The organism is Rhodanobacter sp. OR92 (genome assembly GCF_000427545.1).
GTDB lineage: Bacteria > Pseudomonadota > Gammaproteobacteria > Xanthomonadales > Rhodanobacteraceae > Rhodanobacter > Rhodanobacter denitrificans.
Map to the genome: position 1 here is coordinate 313,948 of NZ_KE386558.1, position 20,155 is coordinate 334,102.

A 20,155-nucleotide genomic window follows, 5' to 3' on the forward strand; every position below is an offset into this window, starting at 1 on the left:
CCTCGTGAGGGGGCATCGCCCGGCCGGAGTCCATCCCGACCGGTCGTACCCGTTGGATGTGAAACGTGAACCCGGGAAAACCCAAGCTTACTTCGCTGCCGCCGCCCCGGCGGTTACCCCGGGCGCGAGCACCCGTCGCCCAGCAGTTCCCGCAACGCCGCCACGCCATCCCGCGGATGCTTGCCGCGGCGCAACTCGTGGACGCCCATCGCCATCATCCGCCGTGCGAAGCAGGGCCAGCCGGGCTGGCCGGACGCGTACGGCTGATCCGCGGACAGTCGCGTGGCGACGTCAGCGGCCCTAACCGCGCTCAGCAAGGCGGCGGAGTCATCGGCAGGCCGGGCCGAAACCAGCACGGCGCCGACCAGTTCCAATGGCGCCGCGGCGAGCCGGCCGGGTCCCCGCCTCAGGTCGGCTTCGAACTTCTCCATCCCGCTGCGGCGGCGGATCACCGGCGCCTCGCCGATCCAGCGCCGGGCACCGGCGGCGTCAACGAAGCGCAGCGCGTCGGCCTGCACGTGCAGGTAGTTGGCCACGCCGGTGGCGAGCATGGCGTGCGGCTGCACGAACACCGCGTCCTCGGCGAGAAAATCCAGGCCTTGCAGCAGCGCGAGCAAGGCCAGCGTCGATTTGCCCGAACCGCTGGCGCCCAGCAGCAGGACGCCCCTGCCCCGCCGGCCCACGCAGGCGCCGTGCAGCGGAACCAGGCCCTGCCCGCGCGTCGCCAGGGTGAACACGGCGAACTCGATGAGTTCGTAGCGCAGATGGTAGGGCCGCTCCAGCATGTCGGCGGAGGCCACCACCAGGGCCCGCTGCTGCGCGGGCGCCAGCATCACGTAGTTCGACGCGTCCATGACGCCGCAGATCCAGCCGGCTCCCGCCTGCGTCTGCACCGGCGGTGGTTCGCCCCCGCCCGGCGACAGCCGCGGCGGCGACAAGCGCAACTCGACGCGGAACTCCGGCACCGCCGTCGGCAACTGGTGCGGCGGCAGGCCGCCGTAAGCGGCCTCGACCTGCTGCAGCAGCGCCTCGCTCGCGCTTTCGAAACGGAAGCGCGCGCCGAGTATCTGCCGGCTCAGGGCACGGCGGCAGCCGGATCGCTCGCGGAAAGGATCCGCACTGGCGTCCCGGATGTCGCCGCGAGGAGTCGATGCCGTGGTCACCGATCGAGTTGCCCGGCCCAGAGGTGGTTGCACGATGCGGCGAATCCGCAGCGCGTCGCCTGGCCTTGAGTGCGCGGCCACGGCGAAAAGGTTGTCCAGGCGCCCCGCCGACGGCGCCCGCGGCACCGACAACCCGCGCGGCCCGCCCCGCGAGGCAACCGAAGTGCCACGCGCCGGCACTCACGTCCCGACAGCATCGACGAGGAAGCCGGTTTCCCCTCGCCGCCGCTGCCGTCCCCGCGGCGAGATCGAGGCCCCTTCGCGATGCTGAAGATTCAGGTCGGCCACTCCTATTTCCTGAGGTACGACCCCAAGCAATGGGAACGCGGCAAGCCCTATCCCCCGCTGGCCACGATCCAGATCGCCGCGCTGCTGCGCCAGCGGGGCCACGACGTCGCCCTGTTCGACGCGATGCTTGCCGATGGCGTCGAGGACTACGCAGCAGCCGTGCGCGCCGCGCAGCCGGATGTCGTGGTTTTCTACGAGGACAATTTCAACTACCTGACCAAGATGTGCCTCGGTCGCATGCGCGAGGCGGCGTGCCGGATGATCGCGCAGGCGCATGCGCGCGGCGCCCGCGTGATCGTGGCCGGCTCCGACGCGTCGGATCAGCCGGGCGCCTTCCTCGCCGCCGGCGCGGACGCGGTGCTGCTGGGCGAAGGGATTGCGGCGCTGCTGGAACTGATCGCGCGGCTGGAGCGCGACCCGGCCATCGCCGCCTGCCACTGGCTCGACGGCATCGCCGGCATCGCCACGCAGGTGGACGGCCAGACCCAGGTGCGACGCATGGGCGCCATGCCGCCGGACCCCCGGCTGGTCGGTCCCCCCGCCTGGGACCTGGTGGACATCGCGCGCTACCGGACCCTGTGGCGCGAACGGCACGGCTACTTCAGCCTCAACATGGCGGCGTCGCGGGGTTGCCCGTTTCGCTGCAACTGGTGCGCCAAGCCGATCTGGGGCAACCACTACAAGCAGCGCAGCGCCGAGGACGTGGCGGCGGAGATGACCTACCTGAAACAGGCGTTCGGGCCCGATCACATCTGGATGGCCGACGACATCTTCGGCTTCCACGTCGACTGGGTGGCGCAGTTCGGGGCGCGCCTGCGCAGCGCCGGCGGACCGGTGCCGTTCACCATCCAGACCCGCGCCGACCTGATGAGCGAGCGCATGACCGACGCGCTCGAACAGGCCGGCTGCGCCGAGGCCTGGCTGGGCGCCGAAAGCGGCAGCCAGCGCGTGCTGGACAGCATGGCCAAGGGCACCCGGGTCGCCGACCTGATTGCGGCCCGGGTGCGGCTGGGCCGGCGCGGCATCCGCGTGGGCTTCTTCATCCAGCTCGGCTATCTCGGCGAGCAGTTGGACGACCTGCTGGCCACCCGCGAACTGGTGGCGCAGGCCGCGCCCGACGACATCGGCGTGAGCGTCGCCTATCCGCTGCCGGGAACGAAGTTCTACGACAAGGTCAAGGCCCAGCTCGGCGACAAGACCCATTGGCAGGACAGCGGCGACCTGGCCATGATGTTCCACGGCGCCTACGACTCCGACTTCTACCGCTGCGTGCGCGACCTGCTGCACGAGCAGGTCACGCTGCAGCAATCGAAGGCCGCCGAACCGCCGCAGCGCCACCGGCAGGCGGGCGCGGCACTCGATGCCAAATGGGATGCGCTGGTCGCCTCCGAACGGGCGCACCGCAGCGACGATGCGGCGGCGACGAAGCGAATCGATATCCGGCTGCTCCCTCATGCTGCCGCCGCTCAAAGTCGTTAGGGCCGGCCTGCGCCGCACCACCGAGGCGCTCGCCGCGGAGCTGGCGCGGCCGGGCGGCGCCACGCCGCCATGGAGCGCGCTCGAATGGCAGCTGGCGGCGGTGGCCGCCACCGTGCACGGGGTGTCGCCGCTGCTGTGCCGACGCTGTGCGTGGCAGCACCCATCCTGGCGATCGTTCCTGGCCGACCAGCGCGCACACGTCGAGCATCGCCATCGGCGCATCGCCACGCTGCTGCAGCGCATCGATGCCGGCGCCCGCGCCCGCGGCATCGCCCTCGTCGCGCTGAAGGGCTCCGCCTTGCACGCGCTCGGCCTCTACGCGCCCGGCGACCGGCCGATGGCCGACATCGACCTGCTGGTCCGCGCCGAGGATGCCGCGCCGGCGATCGCGCTGCTGCAGGAACTGGGCTACGTGGAGTCGTTCGTCGCGTGGAAGCACCGGGTGTTCAGGCCGGCGGCCGGCGCGCCCTTCGCCGGCCTCGGCGAACACCGCGACACGCCGGTCAACATCGAGCTGCACACGCGCATCCAGGAGCGGCTACCGGTCACCGCGGTGGACATCACCGCGCGCATCCGTCCGCCGCAGCCGCAGCCCGGACTGAACCCCTACCCGTCGCCCGGCGCGCTGATGAACCACCTGCTGCTGCATGCCGCCGGCAACCTGTGCAACCGCAGCCTGCGCCTGCTCCATCTGCACGACATCGCGCTGCTGTCGGCACGCCTGTCCGCGGGCGACTGGAACGTGCTGTGGGACGACCCCGCCGGCGACGCTCCCTGGTATGCACTGCCGCCGCTGCTGCTGACCGCGCGCTACTACCCGGACTCGATCGCGACGGACGTGCTGGCACGGCTCGCCACCGGTTGCCCCGCCCTGCTGCGGATGGCGTCGCGCCGCCATACCCTGACCCGCGTTTCGTGCTCCGATCTGTGGCTGCATGCGCTGCACGGCATCGAATGGTCGCGTTCCGTCGGCGAGCTCGGACGCTGCCTCGGTCAGCGGATCAGGCCCACGCGGGAAGCCAGCCGGGAGCGCGCCGACATGCTGCGCACGCAGCTCTGGCTGCAGCAGGGGCCGGACTGGGCCGGCCTGTCGCACGGGCGGCGCATCCTTGCCTGGCTGACCCGGCCGGTGCCGCGGATGGACACCCTGTTCGCGGTGCGCGCGGCGCTGGAAGGCCCGGCGCGCGCGCCGTAGCGCCGGCCCATGTCGCGGGCGCAACCAGCCTCGGACCCGTCACCGGCCAGCCATGCCGCGGACGCGGCGGCGCTGGCGGGCCTGCGGCTGCGCTGCCCTCGCTGCGGAAGCGCCATCGACACGCTGGATTGTCCGGCCTGCGGCTTCGCCATCGTGATCGACGACGGCATCGCGCACGCCCTGGCGCCGGAATCGGCCGCCCGCCACGCGCGCTTCATCGCCGACTACGAGCGGATCAGGGCCGCCGAAGGCCGCGGCAGCGCAAGCGCGGATTTCTACCTCGCCCTGCCCTACCGCGACGCCAGCGGCAGGAATCGCGACCAGTGGCGGATGCGCGCGCGCAGCTACGACTGCATCGTGCGGCAGCTGCCGCAAGGGGGCCGCATCCTCGACCTCGGCGCGGGCAACGGCTGGATGAGTTTTCGCCTGGCGCTGGCCGGGTATCGGCCGACCGCGGTCGACCTGCTCGGCAACGATCGCGACGGGCTGGGCGCGGCCCGGCACTACCGGGCGCGCCTGCCGGCGCTGTTTGCGCGCTTCCAGGCCGAGATCCGTCGCCTGCCGTTCGCCGACGCGCAGTTCGATGCCGCCGTGTTCAATGCCTCCTTCCACTACGCCGAAGACGGCGAAGCGTGCCTGCGCGAAGCTTTGCGCTGCGTGCGCAAGGGCGGCATGGTGATCATCAGCGACACGCCGTGGTACGCCCGCGACGCGAGCGGCCGGCAGATGCTGGCCGAGCGTCGCGAAGCCTTCCTGCGCCGCCACGGCACGGCGGCCGACGCCCTCGCCAGCCTGGGTTACCTCACCGACGAGCGCCTGCAGCAGATGGCCGCTGCGCTGTCGATCCGCTGGGAGGTGCACCACCCGTGGTACGGCCTGCGCTGGGCGTTGCGCCCCTTCGCGGCGAAGCTCCGCGGCCGGCGCGAGCCTTCGAAGTTCCGACTTTACGTGGCCCGCAAACCGGCCTGACCCTGCGCGTCGGCGGGCGAGTGCCGATACAGCGCTTCGAACAACCGCGCCGTGCAGTCGGCGTCCTCCGGCAGCGCCCGGCGCTGCGCAGCCGCGGCCAGTCGCAGGCGCAGCGCTTCGTCGGCAAGCAGCTGCCCGATCGCCTCGGCCAGCGCCGCCCAGTCGCCGACGGGCACCGCACGCGCCGCCGCAGGCGCCCATTCCACCAGATGCCCGACCGCCGTGCCGACCGTCGGCACGCCGGCCACCGCCGCCTCCAGCAACACCAGCGGACCGGCCTCGTGCAGCGAGGACATCACCAGCAGGTCGGCCGCTTCCATCAACGGGCGCAATTCGCGTTGCGTCCGGAACCCGAGGAAGCGGACGCAGTGCTCCAGCCCCAGCCGGCCGGCCAGCCGCTGCACCTCGCCCTGCAAGGTGTCCACGCCGACCACATCCATGCGGAAGGCCAGCCCGCCGTCGCGCAGCACGGCCAGCGCGCGCAGCAGGGTCGGCTGATCCTTCACCCGGTTGAGGCTGGCCACGTGGATCAGCCGCGCCGGACCGGCGCGGCGCACGCGCGGCGCGAGCGGCGGCCAGGCCTGCAGGTCGACGCCGAGCGGCACGCGCCGGGCCGCCACGCCGAGTGCGCGCAGCGCCTCGATGACCGGCGCGCTGGCCGCCGTGACGACATCGGCGGCACGCAGCACGCACGCCTCGCGCAGCCGCCCCTTCCATCGCAGCCGCCCGCCGTAGCCGATCGCGCGCAGCGCGACCAGCTCGCCGCCGGCGACATGCACCAGGCTCGGCCGCCGCAGCAGCCTGGCCGCGGCCACGGCCACCAGGCCGCACGAGCCGGAGAAGATCGCCTGGATCCGATCGAACGGCGCGCGGCGATGCTCGGCGCGGATCGCCGCGATCGCGCGCAGCCGGGTCCGGCCGTCGCCGATGTTGTGGATGCTCGCGCCGGCGAGCTCCCAGCGGCCCGCCGCCGCTTCCTGCTGCAGCGCGAACACATGCACCTCGTGGCTGCGCGCCAGTCGTTCGATCAGCGCCAGCAAGGCCGGGATCACCCGGTACTCGCCGCTGCGATCCACTCCGCCCGGCACCACCAGCGCGAGTTTCACGACGCCCTCCGGCACCGCTCGTCGCACACCTGCACGTAGGCATCGGCCCATTGCCGGCCCACCGCGGCGAACGACAGCGCGGCGTCGAAATGGGCGCGCACCTGTGCCGCCGGCGGCCGGCCGGCAGCGGCAGCAACCAGCGCCTCGGCCAGCTGCGTCGCCTCGCCGCAAGCCCACAGGCGACCGATGCCGCGGTCGCCGATCAGCGCGCGGAAGGAGGGAATATCCGTGAGCACCGGAGTGACGCCGCAAGCCAGCGCCTCGAGCGCGGCGTAGCCGCAGCTTTCGGCGCGGCTGCCCGAGACGAACAGGTCGGCCGCGCGCATCAGCAGCTCGACCCGCGCGTGCGCCACCGTGCCCAGCAAGTGCACGCGCCCGGCAAGCTGCAGGTCGCGCGCGATGCGCGCCCGCACCGCGCCGAGCAGCGGCGCGCTGCCGAAGGCGCACCACAACTGCAGGCCAGGCAGCCGCCGCGCCGCCAGGCTGACGCCGTCGAGCACGCTCAACGGGTCCTTGCCGGCATTCAGATGCCCCACCCACAGCACGCAGGGATCGCCATGCAGGCCGGTTCCGGCGCGGGCGTCGGCACGATGGCCGACACTGAAGCGGCTGCTGGATTCGGGAATCGCAAACCGCCGCGTGTGCGGCGCGAACAGTCCGGCCCGGGTGAACGGCCGCGCCAGTTCGGGCGCGGTGAAGGCGACGCCGGCCAGCGCCGCATACCAGCGCCGCCACGGCGGCCGCCGCCACCGGCGCGGCGGCCGATCGGCGTGGTCCTGCAGGATGATCGGCAGCCGCGGCAGGCACTGCGCGATGGCGAAGGCGTCCTCGGCAAAACCGAGACTGTGCCCGTGCAGCACGTCGGCGCGGATCTCGGCGAGCACGCCGGCGAAACGGCGGCTCCGGTCGGCCGCCGTCGCCAGCCCGCGGATGTCGACGAAGCGATAGTCGATGCCGCCACGCGTGATCCGCTCCTCGCGTGCCGCCGCCTGGATCACTGACACGCGGGTGCCGGCGCTGGCGGCCGCCTCGGCGATGTCCGCCAGCGAGTGCCAGCGTTCCAGCACCTCGGCTGGCGCCAGTCCTGCCGGCGCGGGCAGGAAGTTGAGCTGCGCGACGTGCACGGCGCGCACCCGGCTAGAGGCCCGACACCTGCGGCATGCGCAGGCGCACCAGCCGGTTGGCCAGCTCCAGTTCCCACGGCCGGTCGTACCTGCCGTAGCGATAGCGCCAGAGCGCCATCGCGCTCAGGCTGCGCTTGGCCCACGGCGGCGAGCGCAGGTCCTGCACGGTGGGAAAGCGGCAGCGCAGCACGGTGACGAAATCCCGGATGCGCCGGCGCAGCCGGTCGTCGAGCCAGGGCGCGTCGGCATGGCAGGTGTAGTCGACCCAGCGCGGCTGCGCCCACTCCTCCGGCGTGGTCGGAAACACCACCGGTTCGCCGTCGAGACCGAACAGCGGTTTCGCCGGACGCCGCGCGCGGTCCTGCTCGTGCCGGCTGTTTTCCGGCAGCGGCGTGTAGACGTAGATGACGACCTCCGACTGCGGATTGACCCGCTTCAGCGCGCGGATGAACTCGAAGGTGTGCTCGGTCTCCTCGGCCGTGTTCTCCGGCGGCGCGACCATGAAGGACAGCTCGGGGATCACGCCGTGGCGGCGGCACAACTCCACCACCGCCATGGTCTGGTCCGGCCGCGTGCCCTTGCGGATCTCCTTGAGCATCTGCCCATTGGGCGACTCCGCGCCGATGTACGCCATCCGCAGCCGGCTCTTGCGCACCAGCTTCCACGCCTGTTCCGACAGGTTGAGCAGGGCGTCGGCGCGGGCAAAGCACCACCACGGCATCTCGAACCGGGCCATCACTTCGAGCAGCGGCAGCATGTCCCGCTCGCGATCGAAGAAATTGTTGTCGAAGTACTGCACCGAGTCCGCGCCCAGCGTGTGCTTGAGGTAGCTCAGATCGCGTTCGAGCTGCTGCGCCGCCGGCAGCACGGTGGTGCCGCCGAACATCGCGGCCACGCCGCAGAAGGTGCAGCGGAAGCGGCAGCCGACCGACGCCTGGTGCGCCACGGTGCGGCGGCCGAGATAGGTGCGCGCCAGGTAGCGCCGCGGGTCGCCGAGCTTGTCGTAGGGCAGCACCCGGCCGTGGTCGGCCAGGGTGAAACGGCGGTTCGGGTTGTGCACGACCGCGCCGCCCTGCTTCCACGACAGCCCGCCGATGGCCGCCAGCTTCGCCTCGGCGCTGCCGCCCAGCGCGGCGATCAGCTCCGGCAGGGTCTCCCCGGCCTGCCCGCGCACCGCGTAGTCGACGTAGGGCGCGGCCAGCGCCGCGTCCGGGTTGAGCGTGGGGAAATAGCCGCCCCAGACGATCGGCAGCGCCGGAAAGCGTGCGCGGATCGCGCTGGAGACGGCGATCGCCGGCGCCAGCTGCGGACCGCCCATGACGCTGACGCCGACCGCGTCGAAGGCGCCCTGCTCCAGCGCGCGCAGGGCGTCGTTGACGAAATCGCGGTCGACGTTGCCGTCGATGATCCGGCTGTCGTTGCCGCTGCGCTCCAGCGCGGCCGCCAGGTGCAGCAGGGACAACGGGAAGCGCGCGCTGCGGCGCGAGGTGATGGTCGGGTTGATCAACAGCGTGCGTGCCGCATCGGTCATGGCAAGGGCCTGCAGGACGAGGGGATCACGGCTCGCGCCGCAGCCGGAACACCAGCGCCACGGGAACCGCCAGCGCGGCGCGATCGAAACGCGCACCGGCGGGGATGTCGGCCGGGTCGAGCATCGGCTCCAGCACCTGCTCGATGCGCAGTCCGAGCGCGGCGCAGGCCGCGTGCCAGTGGCCGTACAGGTGCCGCGTGTGCCGCACGGCGTAGTGCCGGCCGTCCGACTTGAAGTCGCGCAGCCAGCCCAGCGCATCTCCGATCGGATGCACGTCGCTGCACAGCAGCGTGCCGCCGGGCCGGGTCACCCGGCACAGCTCGGCCAGCGCGTGCTGCAGGTCGTCGAGATGGCCGACGACCAGGCCGCACACGGTCAGGCTCGCCCGCGCATCCGGCACCGGCAGCGCTTCCAGGCTGCCCTGCACCAGGTCGATGTCCGCGGCGGCCTGCCAGGCGGCCAGCTCGACGCCGGCGCGCGCGAGCATCGGCGACGACAGATCCACGCCGATCACGCGCGCCGCACCACGGCGCAGCGCATGCAGCATGTAGCGTCCGCTGCCGCAACCGACATCGAGCACGGCTTGCCCATGCAGCGTGGCCGGCATCAGCCCGAGCATGGCGCGCTCCTCCGCCTGCATCACCGGGTTGTGCGCATGCGCGGGGTAACTGGCTGCCCACAAGGCATACGCCTCGGCCGGCAGCAGCATCGGCGGACGCGTCGTCACGACTGGCCGGCCTCCATGGCGAGGTCGTGCGCGCGGTGCGCGGCGGCCAGTTCGAGCCCCGGTTCGAGCGCCACCAGCGCGGGGTCGGCCAGCGGCCTGGCCAGCAGTTTCGGTCTGCCGTCCAGCGTCACCGGCACCGCGTCCATGCCGGCGACGTCGAACCATTCGGCGAAATCCGGATCGGCGATGCGCGGCACGCCGTGGCGCACCACCGCCCGGATCCGGCTGCGCTCGATGCCGACCAGGCCGCAGCGCTCGTCGCCGCCGCGGTCCTCGACGATCACCAGGTCCGCCAGCGCGCCCGGCGCCAGGCTGCCGCCGGAGGGCAGCCGCAGGATACGCGCGGCCTGGCTGGTGACCAGGTCCAGCAACAGCCCGGCGCCCAGCTCGCCGCGGGCGACGATGCCGCGCATTTCGTCGAGCAGGTCGCGCGCACCGCTGAGCCGCGAGTCGCTGCCCAGCGCGAGCCGGCCGGCCGCGCACAGGCGCCGCGGGTCCAGCGAGCGCCCGAGCAGGTTGCGGTTGCTGGTCGGACACCAGACCACCGCCGCGCCGCGCTCGATCACCCGGTCGACGTCGTGCTCGCGCAGGCCGACGCCGTGGATCAGCACGCTGTTCGCCGCCAGGCAACCCATCTCGTCGAGCCGGGCCAGTTCCGCCTGCGCCGTCGCATCGGTGCCTTCGGCCAGATGGATCAGCCAGGGCCGGTCGGCGGGCGTGGCGGCGAAGCTCGACTGCGCCGGCGGGCCGTAATCGGGCCAGCCCAGCGCATAGCTCCAGCCGTAGTCGCGCAGCACGGCGACCGGGAAATCCGGCTCGTCGAGCGCCGGGTGCCAGGGGTCGTGATGCGCCACGCAGGTGGTGCCGGCAAGCAGGTTCTTCAGTGCCCCGTGGCGCAGCCGCAGCGCCTTCGGCACCCGCAGCGCGGCGATCACCGCCGGCTCCTCGAAGTGCGCCCGGAAGGCGGCGATCCAGGCGTAGCTGTTCGGGAATGGCGCGCGGGCTGGCAGCGGCGGCACCGTGTTGACGTGCAGATGCTCGTGCGCGTTGATCAGGCCGGGGAAGAGCAGATGGTCGTGCAGGTCGAGCCGGTACGCCCGCGCCGCCAGCGACGCGCCGATCCGCCCGCCCCGGATCGGCAGCGGCATGCGCGAGCGGCCCGCGGGCGTGACCGAGACGGCCCGGCACAAGCTGACATCCATCGCGGCCTGCAGGACGTCCATCGACTCAGCGCCGTCGCAGCACGATCAGGAAATGGTCGCCCATGTCGCGTAGCAGCGGCAGCGCGCCCAGGCGATCGTCGAGCCGGCCGAGGCGCTCGCACCAGCGGCGCCGGCGGCGGTAGTAGTCCACCAGGTAGGGCGGCGGCAGGAACAGGCCCAGCGCGCGATAGCCCTGCAGCGAGAACTGCCCGCTGAAGGCACGGTAGAACTCGCGCGGCAGGTAGTAGCAGGTCCAGATCGTGTGGCGGTTCATGCCCACCGCCGTCGCGCCACGCGCGGCGCGCACGCCGGCGCGCTTGAAGCGGCCGCGCAGGGCGTAGTGCCCCAGCTCCCACGGACAGATCCGGCCCATCACCGAGAACACCAGGCTGCCGCCGGGGCGCAGCAGGCGCGCGCATTCGGTGGCGACGGCGCCGAGGTCCGGCACGCAGTTCAGCGGACCGAAGTTCGAATAGATGCCGTCGAACTCGTCGTCGAGCCGGGCGAGTTGCTGGATGCCGAGGTGCGCGACCGTCACGCGCGACTGCATGGCCGCGGCCGCCGCCCGCGCCCGCGTGCGTTCGACCATCAGCGGCGACCAGTCGGTGGCGACGACATGGAAGCCGCGCCGCGCAAACTCCAGCGCGTCGATGCCGGTGCCGCAGCCCAGGTCCAGCAGGCGCGCGCCAGGCGGCACGACGCTGTGCACGGTATCCCACAGGATCAGCCGCATGCGCTGGATCAGCTCGTTGTTGCCGCGGGGCCCGTCGTAGTCGGCGGCGACACTGTCGAACGCGCGCTGCGTGTCGAGCAGCTGTGCCTCGTCCGGCGGCGAGTGCCGCAGGTGCCGGCGGGCGCTTCCGGCGGGCACGGCGCGGTGCCCGGGGCGCAGCTTGTGCAGTCCACGCATATCGAACGAACTCCGTCCCACCGTGAGGCAGACTTCCCTTCACCGCAATACCGCCGACCCCGTCACGGGTCGGCCCCGGCACTTCATGGATTCGCTCCGTGAGTGCGCGCCGGCGCCGGTTTGGTTGAACGGCGCCGGCCGCGCATGCATCGCCGGGTTCAGGCCCCCTGCCGTCGACCGGCCCTCGCCACGGCCGCGCATGCGCCCAGCAGCAAGCCCAGCAGCAGGCCGATGCCCCAGGTCAGTTCGGGATTCGGGAAGGCCTGCTTGTCGGGCACGTAGACCGGCCACATCATCGACGTCGCATAGGTGTAGCTCGGGCCGAGACGTTCCATGAGATCCATCCGCGCCTGCCGCAAGCCGCGGATCTCCTCGTTCTTGTTCGCCAGCAGCAGGCTGGCCAGCAGCGCGCCCTGCGCATCCCTGCTGCCCGGTGCGGCCGCCCGTTGATAGCGGGCCAGGTCGCCCTCGGCGACCTGCAGGTCGGCCTCGATGCGGGCGAGTCGCGCGCGCGCCGCCTGCAGCGGCGCCTCTTCCAGGCGCCGGTGGACCGCGGCCAACCGCGCCACCGTCGCCGTGGCCAGTTCGGCCGCCTGCTCGCGGGAATAGGCCCGCACGGTCAGGCGGACCAGCGGGCCGGCATAGGGCATCGGCTCCAGCTTCAGGCTCTTGCGATAAAGCCTTGCCACGGACGAATCGCGCGCATGGCCGGCGCCTTCCAGGATCTCGTTCTCGAACGGCACCAGCTCCAGCCGCTCGATCACGCGCAACAGCGGCTCGACCTTCGGATCCTGGCCCGGCGGCACCTGCCCGACCTGGGCGATCTGGATCCACGCGGTCGCCTGCCACTGGCGCTTCACCAGGTGCGCGAAGGCATAGGTGCCGGCCAGGGTCAGGATCAGCACGCCCGCGAACCAGATCCAGCCGCGGGTGAAGATCCGCCAGAGGTCGATCAGGTAGATTTCGTCTTGTTCCATGGTCGGGCACTCACTGGGGAGAGGAAGGAGACACGATCGGCGCGCGGGTCCGCCGGTTCGGCAGCCAGGCCGCGACAACCTGCATGACCAGGCACAGGCCGATGAAGCCGGCGTTCGTCCACGTATAGGCCTGCGGCGCGAACGGCGCCATCACGCAGACGTAGGAAACACGCAGGAAGATCAGCAGGGAAAACAGCGACACCGTGGCGCGCAGCCGCGACACGCTCCAGCGCAGCATCACGTACAGCACGACGGCGGCGGCCACCGCGCCGGCCGGGCCGAACGCCATCAGGAACGGGAAGAACTCCGTGCCCACGTTGATGGTCGGCGCATCCAGCGGAATGCCCGTGCCCGCGGTGGCGACGGAACCGCTCAGCGGCACGACCTGGTGGATGAGGAAGCTGGCGTTGCCGTAGTGCTTGGCCAGGATCGCGCTGAAGTTGTACGGCCCGGCGGTGGCGTAGAGGAGCAGCCACTTGATGCCTTCCGGCGCCGCGCGGTACATCGCGCTGAACGGCAAGGTGAGGTAGTCCAGCGGCCCGGAGCGCAGCATGCCGAGCAGCGAGAACACGCTGACGCCGGCGAAGCCGAGCAAACCGACGGCCTTCCACGGCACCGGCCTGGCCTCGTCCCGGCGCAGCAGGATCACCAGCGCGAACGCGAACACCGTGGCGAACACCCGGTTGCGGTCGATCACCAGGATCGGAAACAGGAAGCCGATGCCGATGAGCGTGTTGCGCAGCCACCGCTTCCTGGCGCACAACAGCCCGATCGGCGGCAGCACCCAGCAGATGTCCGACACGTGCCGGACGTGCTCGTGCCCATCCTTCATCACGGCGTAGGACGACGGGTTGCCGAACAGCGGAATCGGGAACAGCGCCAGGTCGAGCACGCAGAAAGCCGCGACCAGCTCCGCGAAGGCCAGTGCCACGAACGCATCGCGGGTGCCGGCGTAGCTGTGCGCGCGAAAGCGCGAGGCCGGCGGAATCCTGATCCGCGCCTGCACGTCGAACCAGCCGATCGCCGCGGCAACCACCGCCAGCAGCAGCAGGCCCTGCAGGTAGTCGACCGGGAGATCGTAGGTGAGCAGGGTCAGCGCGCAGGCCAACAGGAGCGGCAGCGCGAGATAGGCCGACGGCAGGCACAGCAACCGTTTCATGCCGCCTCCACGCCATGGCGTCCGGATGAAGGCCGCAGCTTCGACAGCAGTCGCAGCCACGACCAGGCGAGCAGATGCCGCGCCAGCGACCACGGCCGTCCCTGCAGGAACGCGATCTTGGCGCCGATGTGGTGCGCCTGTGCCCGCAGCAGGGTCCGGTACGGCTCGTCGAACAGGCACGCCCGGCGCAGCGCCACCTGGCGCGACTCGGCGAGGTTGCCGATCCGCGTGGCGGTGTGCCGCGTCCGGCTCAGGTTCGCGCCGTGGATGCGGTAGGCGCAGACGCTGACGTCGATGAAGCCGAGCGCGTCGCGGGCCGCCAGGCGCAGGAACAAATCCCAGTCCTCGATGCGCAAGCCTTCGCTCCAGCGGTCGACGGTGTCCAGCGCGCTCCGCCGCATCAAGGCCACCGGCCCGCCGATGGCCCAGTGGCTGATGATCGCGCGGCGGATGCCGTCGTCGGAGCGGTACAGGCTCTTGCTGCCGCCGCGAAGCAGGCCCATGCCGCTGTCGTGCAGCCGGTTGCCGTCCTGGTCGACGACGACCGAATCGCCGATCACCGCGCCCTTGTCCGGATGCGCCAGCAAGTAGCGCACCTGGGCATCGAGACCGCCCGGCAGCAGGTAGTCGTCGCTGGCGCCGGGGCGCAGGAACTCGCCGTTCGCGCGCGCCGCCAGTTCGTTCAGCGTCGCCGCGATGCCGCGGTTGTCCCGATGCACGTACTCGATCGGGATATCCATGCAATGCGTTGCCACCCAGTCGGCAATCCGTTCGGCGGTGCGGTCGGTCGAGCCGTCGTCGATGACGATGAGCTCCTTGGCCGGATACGGATCCTCCAGCACGCTGTCCAGGCAGCGCCGCACGAAACGCTCGTGGTTGAACGCGGGAATCAGCACGGACACCAGCGGCAGCGCCGCCGTGTTCGCCGGTACGTCGCCGCTCATCGTCGCAGCCCTCCCAGGTAACGCCGGGCAACCAGCAGGTTGAAGGCGAGATACAGCAGGTAGTTGACCGCGAAGGCGTACATCGCGCCGACCAGGCCGTAGCGCGCGGCAAACACCCAGACCAGCGCGAGGTAGCTGGCCGCGAACACGCATTCGGAGACGACGAACAGCGCCGTCATCGCCTTGGCCAGCATCAGGTAGGAAAGGACGAAGGAGGCGACCTTGATGACGTCGCCGACCAGTTGCGGGCCGTACAGCGCGTTGGCGGCGGCGAACTCCGGCGTGAACAGCAGCCGGGTCACCCATCCGCGCAGCGCATACACCATGGCCGCCAGCACGATGACCGCCGGCAGGACGTGGCGACCGGCGCTGCGCAGCTCGGCCAGCAGCGCCTCGCGGCCGTGCGTCGAGGCCAGCTTGGGCAGGTAGTAGATGTTGATGGCCGCGGTGAAGAACAGCAGATAGGCGTCCGACACCTTGCTGACCGCCTGCCAGTAGCCGACCCGTTCCCAGCCGAACTGCAGCGCGAGATGGTCGCGCACGGCGATGTTGACCAGCGGCGGCAGCAGGGCGGAGGTGAGGGTCATCACCGAGAACGTGGCCAGCCGCAAGGTCATCTCGCGGTCGTAGTGCAGCCGCAGCATGCGGCGGCGGAAGTACGAGCTGCGCCACCACGCCGGCAAGGCGATCGCCAGCCACAGCAGCTGGCCCAGCACCAGCGCCAGCAGCGCGCCATACAGATGCAGCCAGCGCGCCAGCCAGATCATCATCACGATGCCGACCAGCGCCCCGCCCGCCTGGATCAAGGCCAGCCGGCGCACGTCCATGAAGCCGTTGACCACCGCGAGGATGTAGTTGAGCAGCGCGATGCCGAGCTGCGCGACGGCGAGCACGCGGATCAGGCCGGCATAGCCCGGGTCGCCCAGCAGCCACGCGGCGAGCTGCCGACTGAGCAGCAGCGCCGCGCCGCCCATCAGGCAGGAGGCGCAGAACGCGTAGCACAGCGCGGCGGACAGCAGGCGCGACAGCCGGGGCGGATCGTCGCGGTACTCGGCGACATACTTGACGATGGCCGCGCTGATGCCGCCGCCGGCGAGCACCGCCAGCAGCGACATCAGGCTCATGAACTGGCCGAGCCGGCCGACGCCCTCGGGGCCGGCGAACCACGCCACCAGCTTGATCGCCACCAGCCCGGCGAGCAGCCGCGCGGCGGTCGCGAGGCTGGTGTAGAAACCGGCGCGCACGATGTTCATGCCCCGCCTCCGAACGCGTTGCAGGCATCGATCACCCGCGCCACGCCGTCATCGCCCAGGGTCGGCCCCAGCGGCAGGCTCAACACCTCGTCGCACAGTCGCTCGGTCAGCGGCAGGCGGGCACTGCGCAATGCGGGATACGCGGGCTGCCGATGCGCCGGCACCGGGTAATGCACCTGGGCCTGGATGCCGTGTGCGCGCAGGTGCCGCTGCAGCGCATCGCGCTCGGCGCAGCGCACCACGAACAGGTGCCAGGCGTGCTGTTCCTCGCGCACCGCGTCGGGCAACTTGATCCGCGGGTGGCGGATGCCGTCGCGATAGCGATGCGCCACCCGGCGGCGCCAGGCCACGTCCGCATCGAGATACTTCAGCTTCACCCGCAGCATCGCCGCCTGCATCTCGTCGAGCCGCGAGTTCAGCCCCTGGCAGAGGTGGCGGTACTTCACCTCGGAACCGTAGTTGCGCAGCGCCGCGACCCGCCGCGCCAGCGCCACGTCGCCGGTCACCACCGCGCCGCCGTCGCCCAGCGCGCCGAGGTTCTTGGCCGGGAAGAAACTGAAGGCCGCCGCGTCGCCGAACGTGCCGGCCCTGCGCCCGTCGCGCAGCGCGCCGTGCGCCTGCGCCGCGTCTTCGATCAGCAGCAAGCCGCGCCGCCGGGCCAGCGCCGCCAGCGCCGGCATGTCGGCCAGCTGGCCATACAGATGCACCGCCATGATCGCGCGCGTGCGCGGTCCGATCGCCGCCTCCACGCAGGCCGGATCGAGGTTGAACGTCGCCGCATCGGGCTCCACCGGCAGCGGCACCAACCGGTTCTCGCTGATCGCCAGGAAGCTGGCGATGAACGTGTTGCCGGGCACCACGACCTCGTCGCCCTCGCCGAGAACGCCGAGTTCCTTGTAGCCGCGCAGGATCAGCGACAGCGCATCCAGGCCGTTGCCCACGCCCACGGCATGGCGCACGCCGCACCAGCCGGCGAACTCCCGCTCGAAGGCGACGAGCTCGTCGCCGAGCACATACCAGCCCGAATCGATGACGCGTGCCGCGGCAGCCTTCAGCTCGTCGGCGTAACGCGCATTGACTTCCCGGAGGCTCAGGAACGGGACGTCACCCGGGGCGGCTTCCGCCGGTGCGTTCTGCATCACGTCGGGACCCATCACAGCGGCCACTCGTAGCAATCGTGCACGATGCCGCGCGCGCCGAAGTATTCCTTCTGCGTCACCAGCCCGCTGTTGAGCACCGCCCCGGCCTGTTCGGTGGAAATGCCGAAAGAGAAGTAGCGCCGGTCCGCATACGTGCTGCCGATCAGCCCGGCGAGCAGGAAGCTCAGCGCATCCAGCCGGCGCCCCTCCTCCGCTGCGGCCAGGTACTGGGTATGCACCACCCGGCCGAGATCGTAGACGAGGGCGCCCGCCAGCAGGACACCCTCCCGGCGCGCCTCGTGCAGCACGATCTGCCGCGGGAAGCGTGCCTGCAGCAGGCGTAGCTCCTGCAGGCTGTGGGTAGGCGCGACGTGATGCTGGCGCAGCACCTCCGACAGCAGCGCGTGGAACGACGCCGGATCGGTGCCGACCTGCAGGCTGATGCCTGCCCGCCCCGCCTTCCTGACCGCGCGCCGGCGCGGTTCGGTGAACTGGAACGGTTCCTGCAGCGCAATCACCGAGGACAGGTCGCGACGCGTCAGCCGGGCACCCATGCGCTGCAGCGCGTAAAGATCCTCCTCGGCCGGGTACGCATGGAACACGTGCGGCACCGCCTTGTAGACGATGCGCTGCGCGCCCAGCGCACGGTAGGCATCGGCCATCTGTCCGAACACGGCGAGCGTCGCGTCGGCACGCAGGGCCTGGCCGCGGATCAGTCCGGCATAGGTGAGCCCGCCATGACTGGTCACCAGCTTGTCGCGGATATCCGCCGGGAACACCGCCACGATCCGGCCATGCTGCTCGACGACCAGCGAGCAGTCGACGAAGCGATCGGCGTGGTAATCCATGTAGCCGCGCCGGTGCAGCAGGTTGCCGTTCCTGGAGCGCTCGACCAGGGCGTCCCAGGCGTCGGCATCGGCGGGAACGTAGCGCCTAACCGCCAGCATCGGCGCCACCGTCGAGGTGCGACACGAGGGCTTCGGCCACGCCGAAGCCATCCACGCCCATGTCGTTGCCGTTGTAGAACATCAGCAGCTTGTCGCGCTGACGGATCAGCGCGGGGTAGCAGATGGTCCGCGAGTCCCAGCCGCTGTCGGACAGGCCCAGGCCCAGCGCATCGTCGCGGCGTTCCCAGCGGATGCCGTCGTCGCTGCAGGCCATGCCGGGAAAGTATTCGCCGCTGAGGTTGCCTCGCGTGAAGTACATGACGTAGCCGCCGCCGAGCCGGTACACCCGCGGCCGCCCGATCCGGTACTCGCTGCCGCGCGGCAGCAGGCAGACCCGATCTTCGTGCGGCATGGCGCGCAGATCATCGGTCTCCGCGTAACGGATGTGGTAACGCGGAAACGGCTTGCCGCCGATGATTTCCCAGTCGTCGCCCACGGCGTACCACAGCCGCCAGCGGCCACCTTCATGGATGGCCGAATGCACTGCGCCGATCGTGCTGCGGCCGGGCGCGCGATCCAGGATCGGCGTCTCCTGCACGCGCCGGAAGTGCTCGCCGCCATCGGTCGAAATCGCCAGACCGGTAAAGGCCAGGAACTTGGCCCTGGCCACGTGCTGGAAGCCGACATAGAACAGGTGCAGGCCGCCCGGCGCGTCGACCACGTCGCCCAGGATCATGCCGTTGTCGTCGAAACACCCGCCCCGGCCGACGTCGAGCGCCGGTTCGGCGCTGACGCGCACGATCGTGGCCGGGTCGTCCGCGCACACGTCGACATAGCCGATGCGGCTGACGCCATCGCCATCGCGAAAGCCCGCGTAGACGCGGATGCGCTCGCCGTCGATGCGATACGGGGTCGGCGTGAGCGCCGAGTGGCGCATCCAGCCGCCCACGCCATGCCGCGCGGTGTCGAATACCAGCCCCTTCTTCCTCCACGCGGCCATGGGCATTCAAAGCTTCACGTCGAAGCTGGACTTGTCCGGCACGGCGCGCGCCGGCGAGCCGACGTAGATCCGGCCCGGCTCGGTATCGCGCGTCACCAGCGCGCCGGAGCCGATCACGTTGTCGGGCGCCACCTTCACATGGTCGTTGAAGGTGGTGTTCACGCCGACGAAGCTGCCGGCGCCGATCTCGCAGTAGCCCGAAACGACCGCGTGCGAGGCGATGAACACGTTGTCGTGCACGACCGTGCGGTGCCCCACGTGGTTGCCGCTCCACAGGATGCAGTTGTTGCCGATGCGCACGAAAGGCTGGATCACGTTGCCTTCGAAGATGAAGCTGTTCTCGCCCACTTCGGCATTGCGCCACACGAACGCGCGCGTGCTGACATAGGTGGCGAAGCGGTAGCCCCGGCGTTTCAGCTCCTGGTAAAGGCGCGTGCGCAGCCGGTTGAGCTGGCTGGCGGGGATCGCGACAAACACCTCCACCTCGCCCGGCGGGTAGTCCGTCTCCAGCGTTTCGCAGGCCACCACGGGATGGCCCGCCAGCCGCGGCTGCGTCAGATAGGCGCGTTCGACGCCGAAGGCCGCCACGTCGTAGTCGCTGTCGTGCTCGAAGTACTCGCAGGCGATCTGCGCGAACTCGCCGGCGCCGATCAGGACTAGCGGCCTTGACATGCCGTCGCACCCTCCAGTTGCATGGCGCCGTTCACCTCGCGCAGGAACTGGTCGTAGTCGGTGATGTAGTCGTCCGGATCAAACGGGTGGTCGGCCAGCACCATCAGCACGCAGTCGTCGCTGAAGTCGTAGAGCTCCCGCCACACCATGCTGCCGAGCAGCAGGCCCTGGGCCGGATCGTCGAGCACGATCTCCGTCGCGCCGCTGCCGTCATCCAGCAGGAAAGTGACCGCTCCGCGCACCGCCACCGCCAGCTGGCTGAGATGGCGGTGCGCGTGCCGGCCGCGATGCACGCCGTTCTTCGTGGCGAAGATGTAGTACACGCGCCGGATCGCGAAGGGCACATCGCCGTCCTGTTCCAGCGCGACGAGCATGCCGCGGCTGTCGCCATGTTTGTGCAACTGGATGCGTTGGATTTCCATGGGTCGGA

General features: G+C 71.2%; 19 protein-coding genes. 3 read left to right on the top strand and 16 right to left on the bottom strand.

What is annotated here, in order from left to right:
- Nucleotides 1-113: 113 nt before the first annotated feature.
- A complete protein-coding gene (locus tag RHOOR92_RS0117655) occupies nucleotides 114-1,163 on the bottom strand; it encodes a serine kinase (protein WP_051281246.1) in 1,050 nt (349 codons plus the stop codon).
- A gap of 264 nt (nucleotides 1,164-1,427) precedes the next feature.
- Here RHOOR92_RS0117655 and RHOOR92_RS0117660 point away from each other — a divergent pair, with 264 nt between their 5' ends.
- From RHOOR92_RS0117660 to RHOOR92_RS0117670, 3 genes are read left to right on the top strand one after another with little or no spacing between them, the layout of a single operon-like run.
- Nucleotides 1,428-2,930 (top strand): radical SAM protein, encoded by a 1,503-nt coding sequence (locus RHOOR92_RS0117660; protein WP_027490845.1) that lies wholly within the window; start codon nucleotides 1,428-1,430, stop codon nucleotides 2,928-2,930.
- On the top strand, nucleotides 2,905-4,125 hold the full coding sequence (locus tag RHOOR92_RS0117665; protein WP_007515102.1) for a nucleotidyltransferase family protein: 1,221 nt from the start codon (nucleotides 2,905-2,907) through the stop codon (nucleotides 4,123-4,125). The genes RHOOR92_RS0117660 and RHOOR92_RS0117665 overlap by 26 nt, the downstream gene beginning before the upstream one ends.
- A gap of 9 nt (nucleotides 4,126-4,134) precedes the next feature.
- Nucleotides 4,135-5,094 (top strand): class I SAM-dependent methyltransferase, encoded by a 960-nt coding sequence (locus RHOOR92_RS0117670; RefSeq protein ID WP_027490846.1) that lies wholly within the window; start codon nucleotides 4,135-4,137, stop codon nucleotides 5,092-5,094.
- Here the strand turns inward: RHOOR92_RS0117670 and RHOOR92_RS0117675 are convergent.
- The 15 genes from RHOOR92_RS0117675 to RHOOR92_RS0117745 all read right to left on the bottom strand — a co-directional run bounded on the left by RHOOR92_RS0117675 (nucleotide 5,070) and on the right by RHOOR92_RS0117745 (nucleotide 20,147).
- Nucleotides 5,070-6,200 (bottom strand): glycosyltransferase family 4 protein, encoded by a 1,131-nt coding sequence (locus RHOOR92_RS0117675; protein ID WP_027490847.1) that lies wholly within the window; start codon nucleotides 6,198-6,200, stop codon nucleotides 5,070-5,072. The two genes, RHOOR92_RS0117670 and RHOOR92_RS0117675, sit on opposite strands and share 25 nt — an antisense overlap.
- Entirely contained in the window at nucleotides 6,197-7,324 is a 1,128-nt protein-coding gene (locus RHOOR92_RS0117680; RefSeq protein WP_027490848.1) for a glycosyltransferase family 4 protein, read from the bottom strand. The genes RHOOR92_RS0117675 and RHOOR92_RS0117680 overlap by 4 nt, the downstream gene beginning before the upstream one ends.
- A gap of 13 nt (nucleotides 7,325-7,337) precedes the next feature.
- Nucleotides 7,338-8,855: a radical SAM protein gene (locus tag RHOOR92_RS0117685; RefSeq protein ID WP_007510684.1), complete on the bottom strand. Its 1,518-nt coding sequence runs from the start codon at nucleotides 8,853-8,855 to the stop codon at nucleotides 7,338-7,340.
- Nucleotides 8,856-8,880: 25 nt separating this feature from the next.
- Complete coding sequence (locus tag RHOOR92_RS0117690; protein ID WP_037115676.1) at nucleotides 8,881-9,564, bottom strand: class I SAM-dependent methyltransferase; 684 nt, start codon at nucleotides 9,562-9,564, stop codon at nucleotides 8,881-8,883.
- 14 nt (nucleotides 9,565-9,578) lie between these two features.
- The gene (locus RHOOR92_RS0117695; protein ID WP_007510686.1) at nucleotides 9,579-10,805 is read right to left on the bottom strand and encodes an amidohydrolase family protein; all 1,227 of its coding nucleotides are present in this window, start codon (nucleotides 10,803-10,805) and stop codon (nucleotides 9,579-9,581) included.
- Between the two features lie 4 nt (nucleotides 10,806-10,809).
- Nucleotides 10,810-11,694 (bottom strand): class I SAM-dependent methyltransferase, encoded by an 885-nt coding sequence (locus RHOOR92_RS0117700; protein ID WP_007510687.1) that lies wholly within the window; start codon nucleotides 11,692-11,694, stop codon nucleotides 10,810-10,812.
- Nucleotides 11,695-11,852: 158 nt separating this feature from the next.
- A complete protein-coding gene (locus tag RHOOR92_RS0117705; protein ID WP_007510689.1) occupies nucleotides 11,853-12,671 on the bottom strand; it encodes a Wzz/FepE/Etk N-terminal domain-containing protein in 819 nt (272 codons plus the stop codon).
- Between the two features lie 10 nt (nucleotides 12,672-12,681).
- Nucleotides 12,682-13,830, bottom strand: a complete 1,149-nt coding sequence (locus tag RHOOR92_RS0117710) for a hypothetical protein (protein WP_007510691.1) — start codon at nucleotides 13,828-13,830, stop codon at nucleotides 12,682-12,684.
- A complete protein-coding gene (locus RHOOR92_RS0117715) occupies nucleotides 13,827-14,774 on the bottom strand; it encodes a glycosyltransferase (RefSeq protein WP_007510694.1) in 948 nt (315 codons plus the stop codon). Before RHOOR92_RS0117715 ends, RHOOR92_RS0117710 begins: the two co-directional genes overlap by 4 nt.
- Nucleotides 14,771-16,027 (bottom strand): O-antigen translocase, encoded by a 1,257-nt coding sequence (locus RHOOR92_RS0117720; protein ID WP_007510696.1) that lies wholly within the window; start codon nucleotides 16,025-16,027, stop codon nucleotides 14,771-14,773. Before RHOOR92_RS0117720 ends, RHOOR92_RS0117715 begins: the two co-directional genes overlap by 4 nt.
- Nucleotides 16,024-17,181, bottom strand: a complete 1,158-nt coding sequence (locus RHOOR92_RS0117725) for a DegT/DnrJ/EryC1/StrS family aminotransferase (protein ID WP_007510699.1) — start codon at nucleotides 17,179-17,181, stop codon at nucleotides 16,024-16,026. Before RHOOR92_RS0117725 ends, RHOOR92_RS0117720 begins: the two co-directional genes overlap by 4 nt.
- Nucleotides 17,181-18,113, bottom strand: a complete 933-nt coding sequence (locus RHOOR92_RS0117730; protein WP_027485503.1) for a GNAT family N-acetyltransferase — start codon at nucleotides 18,111-18,113, stop codon at nucleotides 17,181-17,183. The genes RHOOR92_RS0117725 and RHOOR92_RS0117730 overlap by 1 nt, the downstream gene beginning before the upstream one ends.
- Nucleotides 18,100-19,053: a hypothetical protein gene (locus tag RHOOR92_RS0117735; RefSeq protein ID WP_027485502.1), complete on the bottom strand. Its 954-nt coding sequence runs from the start codon at nucleotides 19,051-19,053 to the stop codon at nucleotides 18,100-18,102. Before RHOOR92_RS0117735 ends, RHOOR92_RS0117730 begins: the two co-directional genes overlap by 14 nt.
- A 6-nt stretch (nucleotides 19,054-19,059) precedes the next feature.
- Entirely contained in the window at nucleotides 19,060-19,725 is a 666-nt protein-coding gene (locus tag RHOOR92_RS0117740; RefSeq protein WP_007510706.1) for an acetyltransferase, read from the bottom strand.
- Nucleotides 19,710-20,147, bottom strand: a complete 438-nt coding sequence (locus RHOOR92_RS0117745; RefSeq protein WP_007510708.1) for an FdtA/QdtA family cupin domain-containing protein — start codon at nucleotides 20,145-20,147, stop codon at nucleotides 19,710-19,712. The genes RHOOR92_RS0117740 and RHOOR92_RS0117745 overlap by 16 nt, the downstream gene beginning before the upstream one ends.
- Nucleotides 20,148-20,155 lie beyond the last annotated feature (8 nt).

What these genes read in the sequence shown, in the direction of transcription:
- RHOOR92_RS0117660 (WP_027490845.1), top strand. Translation starts at nt 1,428, where the DNA reads ATGCTGAAGATTCAGGTCGGCCACTCCTATTTCCTGAGGTACGACCCC.
- RHOOR92_RS0117665 (WP_007515102.1), top strand. Translation starts at nt 2,905, where the DNA reads ATGCTGCCGCCGCTCAAAGTCGTTAGGGCCGGCCTGCGCCGCACCACC.
- RHOOR92_RS0117670 (WP_027490846.1), top strand. Translation starts at nt 4,135, where the DNA reads ATGTCGCGGGCGCAACCAGCCTCGGACCCGTCACCGGCCAGCCATGCC.
- RHOOR92_RS0117685 (WP_007510684.1), bottom strand. Translation starts at nt 8,855, where the DNA reads ATGACCGATGCGGCACGCACGCTGTTGATCAACCCGACCATCACCTCG.
- RHOOR92_RS0117690 (WP_037115676.1), bottom strand. Translation starts at nt 9,564, where the DNA reads ATGCTGCTGCCGGCCGAGGCGTATGCCTTGTGGGCAGCCAGTTACCCC.
- RHOOR92_RS0117695 (WP_007510686.1), bottom strand. Translation starts at nt 10,805, where the DNA reads ATGGACGTCCTGCAGGCCGCGATGGATGTCAGCTTGTGCCGGGCCGTC.
- RHOOR92_RS0117700 (WP_007510687.1), bottom strand. Translation starts at nt 11,694, where the DNA reads ATGCGTGGACTGCACAAGCTGCGCCCCGGGCACCGCGCCGTGCCCGCC.
- RHOOR92_RS0117705 (WP_007510689.1), bottom strand. Translation starts at nt 12,671, where the DNA reads ATGGAACAAGACGAAATCTACCTGATCGACCTCTGGCGGATCTTCACC.
- RHOOR92_RS0117710 (WP_007510691.1), bottom strand. Translation starts at nt 13,830, where the DNA reads ATGAAACGGTTGCTGTGCCTGCCGTCGGCCTATCTCGCGCTGCCGCTC.
- RHOOR92_RS0117715 (WP_007510694.1), bottom strand. Translation starts at nt 14,774, where the DNA reads ATGAGCGGCGACGTACCGGCGAACACGGCGGCGCTGCCGCTGGTGTCC.
- RHOOR92_RS0117720 (WP_007510696.1), bottom strand. Translation starts at nt 16,027, where the DNA reads ATGAACATCGTGCGCGCCGGTTTCTACACCAGCCTCGCGACCGCCGCG.
- RHOOR92_RS0117725 (WP_007510699.1), bottom strand. Translation starts at nt 17,181, where the DNA reads ATGGGTCCCGACGTGATGCAGAACGCACCGGCGGAAGCCGCCCCGGGT.
- RHOOR92_RS0117730 (WP_027485503.1), bottom strand. Translation starts at nt 18,113, where the DNA reads ATGCTGGCGGTTAGGCGCTACGTTCCCGCCGATGCCGACGCCTGGGAC.
- RHOOR92_RS0117735 (WP_027485502.1), bottom strand. Translation starts at nt 19,053, where the DNA reads ATGGCCGCGTGGAGGAAGAAGGGGCTGGTATTCGACACCGCGCGGCAT.
- RHOOR92_RS0117740 (WP_007510706.1), bottom strand. Translation starts at nt 19,725, where the DNA reads ATGTCAAGGCCGCTAGTCCTGATCGGCGCCGGCGAGTTCGCGCAGATC.
- RHOOR92_RS0117745 (WP_007510708.1), bottom strand. Translation starts at nt 20,147, where the DNA reads ATGGAAATCCAACGCATCCAGTTGCACAAACATGGCGACAGCCGCGGC.